This window comes from Collinsella sp. TF10-11AT, assembly GCF_003437565.1.
Lineage (GTDB): Bacteria > Actinomycetota > Coriobacteriia > Coriobacteriales > Coriobacteriaceae > Collinsella.
Genome location: NZ_QSQW01000006.1, coordinates 50,544 through 61,336, shown reverse-complemented (window position 1 = coordinate 61,336; position 10,793 = coordinate 50,544). Strand labels below are relative to the sequence as shown.

At 58.1% G+C, this 10,793-nt stretch carries 16 protein-coding genes; 2 read left to right on the top strand and 14 right to left on the bottom strand.

Annotated features, from left to right (window positions below):
* Positions 1–503: 503 nt before the first annotated feature.
* Together gpmA and DXC99_RS05645 are read left to right on the top strand one after the other, a co-directional pair.
* Positions 504–1,250, top strand: coding sequence for a 2,3-diphosphoglycerate-dependent phosphoglycerate mutase (gpmA, locus tag DXC99_RS05650; protein ID WP_199408876.1), 747 nt, complete (start codon positions 504–506; stop codon positions 1,248–1,250).
* A gap of 75 nt (positions 1,251–1,325) precedes the next feature.
* A complete protein-coding gene (locus DXC99_RS05645) occupies positions 1,326–2,582 on the top strand; it encodes an Nramp family divalent metal transporter (RefSeq protein WP_117629562.1) in 1,257 nt (418 codons plus the stop codon).
* Positions 2,583–2,889: 307 nt separating this feature from the next.
* Here the strand turns inward: DXC99_RS05645 and DXC99_RS05640 are convergent, their stop codons facing one another.
* The 14 genes from DXC99_RS05640 to DXC99_RS05580 all read right to left on the bottom strand — a co-directional run bounded on the left by DXC99_RS05640 (position 2,890) and on the right by DXC99_RS05580 (position 10,485).
* A complete protein-coding gene (locus DXC99_RS05640; RefSeq protein ID WP_055251878.1) occupies positions 2,890–3,033 on the bottom strand; it encodes a rubredoxin-like domain-containing protein in 144 nt (47 codons plus the stop codon).
* Positions 3,034–3,122: 89 nt separating this feature from the next.
* Positions 3,123–3,626 (bottom strand): flavin reductase family protein, encoded by a 504-nt coding sequence (locus DXC99_RS05635; protein WP_117629561.1) that lies wholly within the window; start codon positions 3,624–3,626, stop codon positions 3,123–3,125.
* A 209-nt stretch (positions 3,627–3,835) separates the two neighbouring features.
* Positions 3,836–4,306 (bottom strand): SsrA-binding protein SmpB, encoded by a 471-nt coding sequence (gene smpB, locus DXC99_RS05630; RefSeq protein WP_006235325.1) that lies wholly within the window; start codon positions 4,304–4,306, stop codon positions 3,836–3,838.
* Positions 4,296–5,213 carry a hypothetical protein gene (locus DXC99_RS05625; protein ID WP_117629560.1) on the bottom strand — a complete coding sequence of 306 codons (918 nt, stop codon included), beginning with the start codon at positions 5,211–5,213 and terminating at the stop codon, positions 4,296–4,298. Before DXC99_RS05625 ends, smpB begins: the two co-directional genes overlap by 11 nt.
* Positions 5,214–5,406: 193 nt before the next feature.
* Entirely contained in the window at positions 5,407–6,111 is a 705-nt protein-coding gene (locus DXC99_RS05620; RefSeq protein WP_117629559.1) for a DNA-binding transcriptional regulator, read from the bottom strand.
* A 15-nt stretch (positions 6,112–6,126) separates the two neighbouring features.
* Positions 6,127–6,333, bottom strand: coding sequence for a hypothetical protein (locus tag DXC99_RS05615; protein WP_117629558.1), 207 nt, complete (start codon positions 6,331–6,333; stop codon positions 6,127–6,129).
* 29 nt (positions 6,334–6,362) lie between these two features.
* Positions 6,363–6,614 (bottom strand): hypothetical protein, encoded by a 252-nt coding sequence (locus DXC99_RS05610; protein ID WP_117629557.1) that lies wholly within the window; start codon positions 6,612–6,614, stop codon positions 6,363–6,365.
* 14 nt (positions 6,615–6,628) lie between these two features.
* Entirely contained in the window at positions 6,629–6,907 is a 279-nt protein-coding gene (locus DXC99_RS05605) for a hypothetical protein (RefSeq protein ID WP_117629556.1), read from the bottom strand.
* Between the two features lie 250 nt (positions 6,908–7,157).
* On the bottom strand, positions 7,158–8,120 hold the full coding sequence (locus tag DXC99_RS05600; RefSeq protein ID WP_158551662.1) for a peptidoglycan amidohydrolase family protein: 963 nt from the start codon (positions 8,118–8,120) through the stop codon (positions 7,158–7,160).
* A gap of 2 nt (positions 8,121–8,122) precedes the next feature.
* Positions 8,123–8,428 (bottom strand): hypothetical protein, encoded by a 306-nt coding sequence (locus DXC99_RS05595; RefSeq protein WP_117629554.1) that lies wholly within the window; start codon positions 8,426–8,428, stop codon positions 8,123–8,125.
* Between the two features lie 9 nt (positions 8,429–8,437).
* Positions 8,438–8,851, bottom strand: a complete 414-nt coding sequence (locus DXC99_RS05590) for a hypothetical protein (protein ID WP_117629553.1) — start codon at positions 8,849–8,851, stop codon at positions 8,438–8,440.
* Between the two features lie 80 nt (positions 8,852–8,931).
* A complete protein-coding gene (locus tag DXC99_RS10575) occupies positions 8,932–9,057 on the bottom strand; it encodes a hypothetical protein (protein WP_255413308.1) in 126 nt (41 codons plus the stop codon).
* Positions 9,057–9,431, bottom strand: coding sequence for a hypothetical protein (locus DXC99_RS05585; RefSeq protein WP_117629552.1), 375 nt, complete (start codon positions 9,429–9,431; stop codon positions 9,057–9,059). Before DXC99_RS05585 ends, DXC99_RS10575 begins: the two co-directional genes overlap by 1 nt.
* On the bottom strand, positions 9,415–10,485 hold the full coding sequence (locus DXC99_RS05580; RefSeq protein WP_117629551.1) for a hypothetical protein: 1,071 nt from the start codon (positions 10,483–10,485) through the stop codon (positions 9,415–9,417). Before DXC99_RS05580 ends, DXC99_RS05585 begins: the two co-directional genes overlap by 17 nt.
* Positions 10,486–10,793: the final 308 nt, after the last annotated feature.

The window sequence follows — 10,793 nt, the reverse complement described above, 5'->3', positions numbered from 1 at the left end:
CGTTGTGTTTCCCACCCGTTTCGAAACAATCGCGTAACGCACGCCCTACGAGTGGACACCGCCGACCTCAAGGGCGACAACATAGGCCCCAAGTTCGGCCTGTAAGCTCACCGCTTCAAACATCTCAATCTGTAACAGGAAGAGCGGATTTTGGCGCCTAGATGTTACAGATTGAGATTTTCTGCGGAGCGGTTTTGGTTTGTCTCGATCTGTAACACGAAGGGCCGGTTTTGGCGGCCAGCTGTTACAAATCGAGATTTTCCATAGGACCATTTCTTCCTGTCTCGATCTGTAACACCTAGGCCCAATTTCCATCCCTCGTTGTTACAGATCGAGACATTTCGGCAGCCCCCTTTCACCATCCCATTCAAATACAACAATTTTGTTAGTCTTGGTTAACTTTTAAGCTTAAAACGGGTATCCTTTGCGGCGTCAAGCAAACGGCACGCACACCGTGCCAGATCAAGGAGGCCCCTATGGCGCACCAAGCAGACCAGCAGACGATGCAACTCGTCCTCATCCGTCACGGAGAGTCCGAGTGGAACAAGCTCAACCTGTTCACCGGCTGGACCGATGTTGAGCTCACCGACACGGGCCGCGAAGAAGCCGCAGCAGGCGGTCGAGCCCTCAAAGAAGCCGGTTTCGACTTTGACGTCTGCTACACTTCGCGCCTCAAGCGCGCGATCCACACCCTCAACATCGTGCTCGGCCAAATGGATCGCGAGTGGCTGCCCGTCATCAAATCCTGGAAGCTCAACGAGCGCCACTACGGAGCGTTGCAGGGTCTCAACAAGGCCGATGCCGCAGCGGAGCACGGCGACGAGCAGGTGCTCATCTGGCGCCGCTCCTTCGATGTCTGCCCGCCGGCACTCGAGCCGGACGACGCGCGCGATCCCCACACCCAGGAGCAATACCGTGATGTCGCGCCCGATCAGCTGCCCTATACCGAGTGCCTCAGGGACACGATCGCCCGCGCCTGGCCTTATTTCGAAGACGAGATTCGCCCCCAGATGCTCGCCGGCAAGCGCGTACTCATCGCCGCACACGGCAACTCCCTGCGCTCACTCGTCATGAAGCTCGAGCACCTCACGCCCGAGGAGATCCTCAAGGTCAACATCCCCACCGGCGTGCCGCTCGTCTACACCTTCGACACCGATTTCAACGTCCTCGACAAGCGCTACATCGGCGACCCGGCGACCATCGCCGCCAAGATCGACGCCGTGGCCAATCAGGGCAAAGCGCACAAGTAGCCCCAACCCAAATCCGACGCGTGGCGCCGCACGACCCAGATGCGACGTCACGCCGTCCATACGCAGGAGCGCACCATGCTCAACCATCTCAAACAACGCTTTGGCTCCCGACGCACCGGTGGTCACGGAGGCCTAGACATTGCGCGGCATATCGGCCCCGGGCTGCTCGTCACCGTCGGCTTTATCGACCCGGGCAACTGGGCCTCCAATATGGCCGCGGGCTCGCAGTTTGGCTACGCGCTGCTGTGGATCGTCACGCTGTCCACGATTATGCTCATCGTCCTGCAGCACAACGCGGCGCACTTGGGCATCGCCACGGGCGCCTGTCTTGCCGAGGCCACGACTCGCTTCCTGCCCCGCCCCGCGGGACGTGCCGTGCTCGCCAGCGCCTATCTCGCGACTGTCGCCACCGCCATGGCCGAAGTCCTGGGTGGCGCGATTGCCCTTCAAATGCTCTTTGGGCTGCCCGTGCGCGCGGGCTGCGTCATCGTGGCGGCAGTATCGATGGCGATGCTCATGACGAACTCCTACAAGCATGCCGAACGCTGGATCATCGCCTTCGTAGGCGTGGTAGGACTCTCGTTTTTGGCCGAGCTTGCACTAGTCAAGGTCGACTGGCCGCAAGCCGCCGCAAGCTGGATCACGCCTAGTATGCCCACTGGCTCTGCCGCGATTATCGTGAGCGTTCTGGGTGCGGTCGTTATGCCACACAACCTTTTTCTGCACTCCGAGGTCATCCAATCCATGCACTTCGAAGGCCAAGGCGAGCAGGTTATCGAAGAACGTCTGCGCTACGAGCTCTTCGACACGCTCTTTTCGATGGGCGTGGGCTGGGCAATCAACTCGGCCATGGTCATCCTTGCCGCAACGACCTTCTTTGCGCACGGCATGGTCGTAGACGACCTCGCCGTCGCAGCGGCCACGCTCTCCCCCATCTTGGGCCCGGCGAGCTCGACCATCTTTGCGGTAGCGCTGCTGTTTGCGGGCCTCTCGAGTAGTGTGACGGCGGGCATGGCGGCGGGCACCATCACCGCGGGCATGTTCGACGAGGAATACGACATCCACGACCGACATTCCTCGATCGGGGTGGCGGCCTGTTTCGTCGGCGCAGTGACGGCGTGCCTGGTCGTCCCAAATCCTTTTGAAGGTCTCATCTGGAGTCAGGCGCTGCTGTCGCTTCAGCTGCCGATTACGGTCTTTGTGCTCATACGGCTCACCAGCTCACGCCGCGTCATGGGCAAATATGCCAATTCGCGCCCGCTCAACGCGCTGCTCGTAGGGATCGGTGCCATCGTGACGATTCTCGATGTCGTGTTGTTGACAGGGATGTAATGGGGCGGGGCACCTACTCAGGCAAACGTCTCGATCTGTAACATCTAGACCCGCTTTCGATGTCTAGATGTTACAGATTGAGATCTTCTGCCGGACGGTTTTGGTTTGTCTCGATATGTAACAAGTGGGCCCAATTTCCACCGTTAGATGTTACAGATTGAGACAAAAGGTCGGCCGGACTCACAACAGACAGGATCGGCCAACAGCAACCGTGATCCCTTGGGGGCGGAGGAAAAGGGCCCCGGCCGAGAATTCGACCGAGGCCCTTGGACAGAGCTATGTTCGGCTTTCGCCGTGTGTCTGCGAGCTACTCCTCGACGAGCTCAAACTGATCGGGACCGACGCCGCACACCGGGCACACATAATCCTCGGGCAGCTCGGGCGTATCGACCTCAACCTCGTAACCGCAAACGACGCACACGAACTTATACGTCTTCTTCTCCTCAGCCATGATGTTCTCCTCTCAAACGCGACTGGTGATGTACTTCATTTATCAGTATAGATTCTCAATAATATAATGCAAGTATTTTTAAAACATTTCTAGCCTTGATACGAGGACGCCTTCGGAGGCGTCTTGCCCTTCAGGACCTTATGGTAGTAATCGTAGGTGAGCGGCGTCTCGTCACTCAAGCGCTCGGCATCCTCGACCTCGCCGATAAACAGTAGATGCGTGCCAACATCCACAGTGTCGATCAAATGGCAGCTAAACAGGGCCGCCGCGTGCTCGGGCACATAGGGCATGCCCAGAGCCGTCTCGCGGGTCTCGTATTTGGCAAACTTGTCATAATCGCTGCTGGTGCGGAACCCAAAGTTACCGATGTAGAGCATATCGGCGGTCTGATCGATCACGGTCAGCGCGAACGCTTTGGCCGAAGCGATGACGCCCGAGGTGACGTTGTCCTTGTTCACGGCAACCGAAATGCGCGGCGGCATGGACGTCACCTGCACCGCAGTGTTGATGACGCAGCCGGCGCGCAGCCCGTCTGCCGCGGCGCTCACCACGTACAGACCGCTCGGCATGGTAAAGTACGCAGTTTTGTCCATAACAATCACTCCCCTAACGCGGGTTGGAACCTCATGGATGTATGTACCCACAAAAAAAGGCGGCGCCCACAACGGACACCACCTTTGAGACATATGTGTCAAAACAGTATAAGCAAGATGAGAGGCCCGCAGTTGCGGTGAAATAAGGACTGAATAGCCCCTCAAACAGGCAAAACAGTCCGTATTCCACCGCAACTTATACAGAACGCCTAGCGATTGCGCTCCTTGAGGGCGCGGTCGATCTCGCGCTGGACATCGCGCTTGGCCATATCCTCGCGCTTGTCGTAAAGCTTCTTGCCGCGGCCTAGGCCCAGCAGCAGCTTTACGCGGCCGTCGGTATTAAAGTAGAGCTCCAGCGGCACCAGCGCATAGCCGCGGTTGCGAAGTTTGCCGTCAAGAAAGTCGATCTCCTTGCGGTGCAGCAGCAGACGGCGCCGACGGTCGGGATCGCGATTCCACACGCCACCATGGCTATAAGGGTGGATATGCAGGCCGACGAGCCAGCACTCCCCACCACGAATCAGCGCGAAGGTATCGGTAATCTGGCACGCGCGCTCGCGAATCGACTTGACCTCGGTACCGCTCAGCTCAATACCGCACTCAAACGTCTCATCGATAAAGTACTCGTGATGTGCCGAGCGATTCTTGGAAATGAGCTTGCGCTCGCGCTTACTGGGCATCGCCGGCCTCCTTGACGTCGTCGGCGTTTGAGCCCGCAGCCTCGCGCTTTGCCTTGCGCTCGGCGTTAAGCTCGGCGTCGCTCTCGCGCACCAGTTTGATAATCGCCGCGCAGGCCTCCTCGCCCACCAAATCACGAGCGCGCACCGTCAGGCGCGTCGCCTCCTGCTTGTCGCCGTCGCTTGCAGCATCGGTCGCACACATGATCAGGCAGATGGCAATCTCGGCCGAAGGCGAAGTCGGCACGCCTTGCAGGGCGAGCTCACCCATCACATGGTCGTCACTCTCGTCCGCGGCATCCGGATAGGTGGTATGGATCTTGTTGAGCAGGCGCGTCGTATGCGCATCATTGGGCGCCAGGCGCAGCGCCAGACGCGCGCAGCCCACGGCTGCCGAAATGTTCTCGGTCTCGGGCTCCAAGAAGTACTGACCCAAGTTGGTGTAGGCACGTGCGGCGCACTTACCGTCGCTCGCGCGCTCCAGCACCGAGAACGAGAGCGATGCCCACTCCTGCTTGTCCTCGAGCGCGCGGAACAGCTCGGCCAAGTCCAAGCGATAGTTGCAGTTCATGGGATCCCAACGCACGGCCTGCATCAGGGCATTCCGAGCACTCACATAATCCTGCTGGCGAATGTAGGCAAACGCCATGTCGGAGTACAGGCGGTCAAAGGGAACCTCGACCTGCACCAGCTCGCGCGGATCCTTCTCCACGCGGCGATAGGCCAGGCGCTCAAACTTGCTGTCGAAGCTAAAGTACTGGCGCTTCTCCTCCGTCTTGCACTCAGCGTCGATATACTCCTCGGCGAGCTCCACCAGACGCTCAAGCAGCGGCGTCGCCGTAGCCAGGTCGCCCTGCGCCAGATAGTTCTCGGCATACGTGATGTCTTCCAAGCTGATAGGCAGGTCCATGACAACTCCTCGGTCCGGGCGGCAGACTCAACGCGCGCCTTAAATATCGGTCAATACACAAAACCCGGGTCTCTTACGAGGCCCGGGCGTTCAATTTTGGTAGCCCGGGCGTGAATTATCCCGAACTATTTCAAGTATATCACAGCGTTGGGATACTGCCACTCAAAGGCGGCTTTGGCGTGCTGCTCGCGGCCTAGTAGTTGCTGCCAGGTGTGCTCACGGCGCCGTCATCCGGGTAGCGAAATGAGTAAGAGATTCCGCGCTTGTCGAGCTCGTAAGCGAGTTTTCGAGCGACAGCGTTTGGCCATCCAAAAGGACCTTTGTCTCGACCGTACTTGTCGTACATCTGCTGGTCTCGGTAGTAAGTGATCGGGACCAGCACTGGATTCTTACCGAATTGCTCGACCTGCTTGGCAACGACGCCGAGCATATAGTTGACCTGATTTGCCTGGGACTCTGCGACGCTGTCGAGATAGCCAAAGGCATCATCCGGCACGGCATAGGGAAATGAAGGCTTTTCCCAACGCTTGATCGTCTGCAAATGGACGCCGAGCGCGTCTGCAACGTTTTGCTGAGAAAGTCCGCATGCCTCTCGCAGTGCCTTGAAATCAGCCTTGGTCCTAGGCTCTGAGACCTTCTCAGCATACGGCAGGTGCGTCTCGGTAGAGCTGCCATAGGCGCCGCGAAGCTCGTCGGCGAGGTCATCCTCATGAGCATTGCCTTTGTAGCAATCGCGAGCTACCTCCCAAAAGTCAACGTCCTCTCGTTCCACGAAACGCCCATCGACACAGTCGAACGTTCGGCGTGCGATCTCCTCGACGTCATACTCGTCGGCAAACTCACCGAGTGCCGGCATGATCTCGTAGTTGATAACGTCCTGAATGCTGGGATACCTCATGACAATCGCGTCCCTCTACTTCAAAACCTTCGATGCCTTGCCCAGGCAGCGGAAACCGGTGCGGTAGCCATCGGCGTTGCAGGTCTCAGCAAAGACGATGCCGTCGAGAACCCAGCGCTGCTCGGTGCATCCGCTGTCATACTCGGTACACCCGAGGTATTCACCGCGCTCGATGACCTCGTCGCGAGTGAACTGGTGCTTGGAATTCGTCGCGCTCTTCATGATTGGTGGCTCCATTCTTTGCTTCGCCGTTAAACAGTGCGGATCTTATAAATCGGAATCGAAAGGTCAATGGCGTCCGGTGTGTACAATCCGACCGTGCGCTCAACGCAGCAGAATTTTCCGTCATCCCAAAGCTGCGCGGCAAACTCGCGAGCGTCGGAAATCTTCTCGAACACTCTCATGTGACTGACGGTCATTTTCTTATCATCAAACCAGATGACTACAGCATCGATACTGTCAAAGCTAGTAGGAACGTCCAAGTACTTTACAGTGCAATCCATCGCTAAACCACCAACTAAAAGACGTGATGGCAACGGATCGTGTAAGTATGCTTGATCGAGTAGCAGGACTCATCCTTAGAGAGCATCATCTTTGCGACCCATTCGCGTGCCTCACGCTCGGTGGCAAGGACGTTGGTCTCGTGGAGACCGTCAATCTCGAAGTGCTCGCCATCGTCATAAATGCGGATATTGGTGATGATGTAGCACTCACCGCTCTCGGTGATGCACGGACGCTTGCGAACGGTGTTGAGAGCGAAGATCTCTTCGTCGGTGATGCGCTTGATGTCAGTCATGATGTTCTCCCCCCCGGGATTGCAGGTGCCTCTTGCCCCTGTCGTTGTCTATATTATGCTACCTTTGGTAGCAGTACGCAAGTATAATTTTGGCCTTTTTTGCCAAAAAAATGCCCACCCCGGCAGAGCCGGAGTGGGCGAAGCGCTATTTGCGATTGATGAAAAGGCACATGGCGAGCACGCCGACAGCTGCGCCCAGCTGTGCACCTAAAAGCACCAGAATGATGTTACCTAGCATTTCTGCTCCTAACTAAGCTGCGTAGAGCTTACGCTTGATTGCCTGGGCGACCGCCCTGTTGGTGTCGGGGCCGTGGTAGCCATCGGCGCCGCACGATCCAACCGAGATGCCATGGTCCATAAGCCATTGCTGGTGCTTGTGGATGGTGCCGTTGGTCATCTGTCGAGCCTGGACACCGCCGACGACAGGATAGATGGCGCATCCGACCTTGCGCTGCAAGGCGAGCACCATGTCTGAGCCGACGCCCTTGCCGGTCTTGGTCCATTCGACGCAACCCTGGTCGACAGCCCAGAAAGATCGCTGGTTGCACTCCCACTGCCCGGATATAACGCCGTCAACGGTAGTGCCGAGCTGCTTTTGAATCGCGCGCGTGAACTTGGGGCCCCAGTAACGCACATCGCCGAGATCGGCGTCGGTGTTGTCGGCAACCTCGGTGTTAGTGCCCGAAAGCGTCTTGCCGTCGTTGAGCCAATAGAGCGTGCCATCCCACGGATAGGAATAGTACGCCTTGATGTTGGACTCGCGGGCGTTTTGGTCGCCCTTGGTGCCGGAGATGGTTCCCCTCTCAGAGATGGAGAACTGCGCCAAAAGGTCGCCGCGCATGGAGCCATAAGGCGAGATGCACACGGCGGTATGGCGCTTCTCATTGAGGTAGATATCGCCGCGTTGCGCTGACTTGACGCCCATTTTTCGCCAACCGAAAAGACCGGTCTTGAGCAGCTGCTCGCGCATGTTGCCGGTATACGTGGCACCAAAGGTATTAATGCCGACGGCGCGGAGTGCCATAATGACGGCAGACGAGCAGTCGCGATCGCCGCCGGCGATGGTCACAGTTGTGCCATCCGACAGCCTGATCGTCTCGGTCGTTCCATCGCCCATGCGGTTGTATTGCGAGTATCCATGGCCGGAGCCGCCGTCATGAGTGACAAGGTGCTCCATGACCTGCGCGAATGCCTCGCGCTGGGTAATTGCCATGGCTAATCCGCCTTGATATCGCCGAGCGCGAGCAGCGCATCGAGCCATTTGTCAGTGATTCCAACGCTCTTGAAAGCTGCGTAAGCTACCTGCACGCCGCCGACGCAAGCGAAGATTGATGTCACCCAGGCGCCTGGGTCAGTCGGCATCCCGCTTGCCATGGCGGTGAGGGCGCCGCACAGTGCGGAGACGGCAATGGCCGTCCAACGCGCAACGTTCCCAGTCATCGCCTTAGTCTTGATGGCCTGCACGATGTATGGCACCACGAGCACCGTGGCGACCGTGAGGCCCGCCTGAATCTCTGTCATTTCATAAACCTATCTCGTAGATTCTTTGTCGTAGAGCAAATCAACCCGGTCGCAGATGTGGTCGACCTTTTGCGCCATTCCCTGGCTGCGCGCCTGGCTGTGAACCAGATCCGAGTGGAGGACGTCATTTGACGCCACAACGGATTCCATTAGGGTTTTCATGGCCTCCATCAGCGAATTTGACCGCTCCATCTGGGCTGCAATCCGCCCCTCCATCTCCGACCGCTCGCGGTCGCGCTGGGCGCGCTCCTTCACCTCGTCTTGCTTGCGCTCCTCGCGCTTGATGTCGAGGGCGCTCTTGCGCTCGTTTTGGAGCTTGTACTCTTCGAGGAACTGTCGGCCAAAATAAAAGGCGATGAGTGCCAGCAGTACGCCGCCAAGCCACGCCGGACCATATGGGACGAAGAGCTTTAGCACTTCCATTCATTCACCCCCCTTGCCCCATCACGGCACTGGCGGGCAATCAGCCAGCGCAAAAGAAAAGGCCCCTTTCGGGGCCAGTCCTACTTTTCAAGAATCTTTTTGACGGATGCGCGCCAAAGGACGTTCACGTCCTCAATCTTCCAAGGCTCACCGGTCTTGGGGTTGATTGCCCCATCCTTGATGAGGGTCGCGTAGATTGCTGCCATTAGACTTCACCTCCCGCAGTTGCGATCATGTCGCCGAGTTCGGCGAGCGCCTGAAACGCCGTCTCAAGCTGCTTTCCGTTGTCGGCGACAGTCTGCTCAGTCGCACCGATGCGCTCGTCGACCGTGCGACCGCCTGCGATCTGCTGCTCGGCGATTGCATCGAAGTCGGCTTCGATTTCCTCAACGCTCGGCGTACCGATGCGCTGGAAAAACAGCGTGTTGCAGCGCCAAATCTTGTAGGGCGTGCCATCGGGACCGTTATCGACGGTGTCCTCGGTGATGTCCTTGCGGAGCCAGATGTTGGCGATGGGACCGTCCTGGATGACCGTCACCTTTGCGGGCTCGCGGTCGCAAAACTCAAGCTCGAATTGCATGAGAACTCCTAAATCTGTCGTGTCTAGCGATTACCTTTTTGGCTTGACGGCGTGCCGGACAGAGACCGTTGTCATCGCAGAATCTCTGACTGTCGGTGTGTTTGAACCAGCCGCAATAGGCGATCAAACGCCTCGCCAACCTCAGATTCGTCGGCTTTCGGCGGCATCGAAATAGCGCTCGACGCCCCTTGCGAAAGGTCTTGTCGCGGATGGTGATCCGCTTGCGCCTGACCACTGGACCGGCAATGTCCGTCGGCTCATCGTCGGTTGCCCTGCATACCTTCCACGGCTTGAGCTTTAGCCCAAACTCGGCCTTGAGGTACTTCGCAAGGTCACGCGCTGCGCACTTGAGATTTCTCTTGTCGCTGCCGAACAGCCAGATATCGTCGACGTACCATGCCTGATGCTCGACAAGCGCGACGCGCTTGCCGCGGCGAGTTTTGTGCATGTCCTCGACATGGTGGTAGCCGAAGCTCAGGATAAGCAGCGCCATCCTGAGCGAAAAATAGCTGCCGATCATCAAGTGACCGTCCGGATACGAGTCCATGATCGCCTTGGCGATACCGAGCACGACGCTCGAGCGCACATACTTCTCGAGCACGCGCATGACGTCGGCGCACCTCACGGACTCATAGCAGGATTTGACGTCGAGATGCACATGGTAGGCGCACTGATTGACCCACTTCTGCACCGTCGGTGCCGCGCGGAACTGTCCCATACCAGGTCTGTTGACCTGCCAGAATCCAGTTTTCGCGCGCATGAGCGAATCGACGGCGAGGTCGACGGTGTAGCCGCAGATCTGCTGCTTGACACCTTCGACGCCGATGTTGCGCAGCTTGCCGCCATCTTGCCTTGGCCTCGTGCTCAAGGGCTCGAATCGCAGCGTGCCGGCATTAGCCTCGGCTACGATCTCGGCGATGAGGGCATCGGGCGAGCCGTATTCCTTGTATACGCGCCATTCATTGGTCCGGCCTGATTCGCCGGACCGCCAATTCTCATAGGCCCTGCCGACAAGATCGGCATCGACGGCAAGGCCCTTGCAGTAACTTTTCATTCGACCAATTCAGCTCTCTGATTGCATTCCGAGCGGTCGGCAAAATGTCTACTGGCCCGGTGGTCTTATATGCCATTTCACTTGGTTAAGCCAGGCGAGCCCGATGCTTCCACCGGGTACGCTGCCGTGCGGGTTTTATGGGAGCTATCAATCAGATTCGCGCGAAGCGTTGTTCCACCTCGTCCTGCCGGGCCAGTTGTTAAGGTTCACGCGGCGCAAGCCAGCGTTGGAGCCGTTCCTGAGGTTGCCGAAAACCTGGACGAAAGGAATTTCACCTGCATGCACGGCAGGTCCCTGGGTCGTTTTTC

Excerpts from the sequence above, each read along its gene's own strand:
- gpmA (WP_199408876.1), top strand. The coding sequence starts at position 504 with ATGCAACTCGTCCTCATCCGTCACGGAGAGTCCGAGTGGAACAAGCTC.
- DXC99_RS05645 (WP_117629562.1), top strand. The coding sequence starts at position 1,326 with ATGCTCAACCATCTCAAACAACGCTTTGGCTCCCGACGCACCGGTGGT.
- DXC99_RS05640 (WP_055251878.1), bottom strand. The coding sequence starts at position 3,033 with ATGGCTGAGGAGAAGAAGACGTATAAGTTCGTGTGCGTCGTTTGCGGT.
- DXC99_RS05635 (WP_117629561.1), bottom strand. The coding sequence starts at position 3,626 with ATGGACAAAACTGCGTACTTTACCATGCCGAGCGGTCTGTACGTGGTG.
- smpB (WP_006235325.1), bottom strand. The coding sequence starts at position 4,306 with ATGCCCAGTAAGCGCGAGCGCAAGCTCATTTCCAAGAATCGCTCGGCA.
- DXC99_RS05625 (WP_117629560.1), bottom strand. The coding sequence starts at position 5,213 with ATGGACCTGCCTATCAGCTTGGAAGACATCACGTATGCCGAGAACTAT.
- DXC99_RS05620 (WP_117629559.1), bottom strand. The coding sequence starts at position 6,111 with ATGAGGTATCCCAGCATTCAGGACGTTATCAACTACGAGATCATGCCG.
- DXC99_RS05615 (WP_117629558.1), bottom strand. The coding sequence starts at position 6,333 with ATGAAGAGCGCGACGAATTCCAAGCACCAGTTCACTCGCGACGAGGTC.
- DXC99_RS05610 (WP_117629557.1), bottom strand. The coding sequence starts at position 6,614 with ATGGATTGCACTGTAAAGTACTTGGACGTTCCTACTAGCTTTGACAGT.
- DXC99_RS05605 (WP_117629556.1), bottom strand. The coding sequence starts at position 6,907 with ATGACTGACATCAAGCGCATCACCGACGAAGAGATCTTCGCTCTCAAC.
- DXC99_RS05600 (WP_158551662.1), bottom strand. The coding sequence starts at position 8,120 with ATGGCAATTACCCAGCGCGAGGCATTCGCGCAGGTCATGGAGCACCTT.
- DXC99_RS05595 (WP_117629554.1), bottom strand. The coding sequence starts at position 8,428 with ATGACAGAGATTCAGGCGGGCCTCACGGTCGCCACGGTGCTCGTGGTG.
- DXC99_RS05590 (WP_117629553.1), bottom strand. The coding sequence starts at position 8,851 with ATGGAAGTGCTAAAGCTCTTCGTCCCATATGGTCCGGCGTGGCTTGGC.
- DXC99_RS10575 (WP_255413308.1), bottom strand. The coding sequence starts at position 9,057 with ATGGCAGCAATCTACGCGACCCTCATCAAGGATGGGGCAATCAACCCC.
- DXC99_RS05585 (WP_117629552.1), bottom strand. The coding sequence starts at position 9,431 with ATGCAATTCGAGCTTGAGTTTTGCGACCGCGAGCCCGCAAAGGTGACG.
- DXC99_RS05580 (WP_117629551.1), bottom strand. The coding sequence starts at position 10,485 with ATGAAAAGTTACTGCAAGGGCCTTGCCGTCGATGCCGATCTTGTCGGC.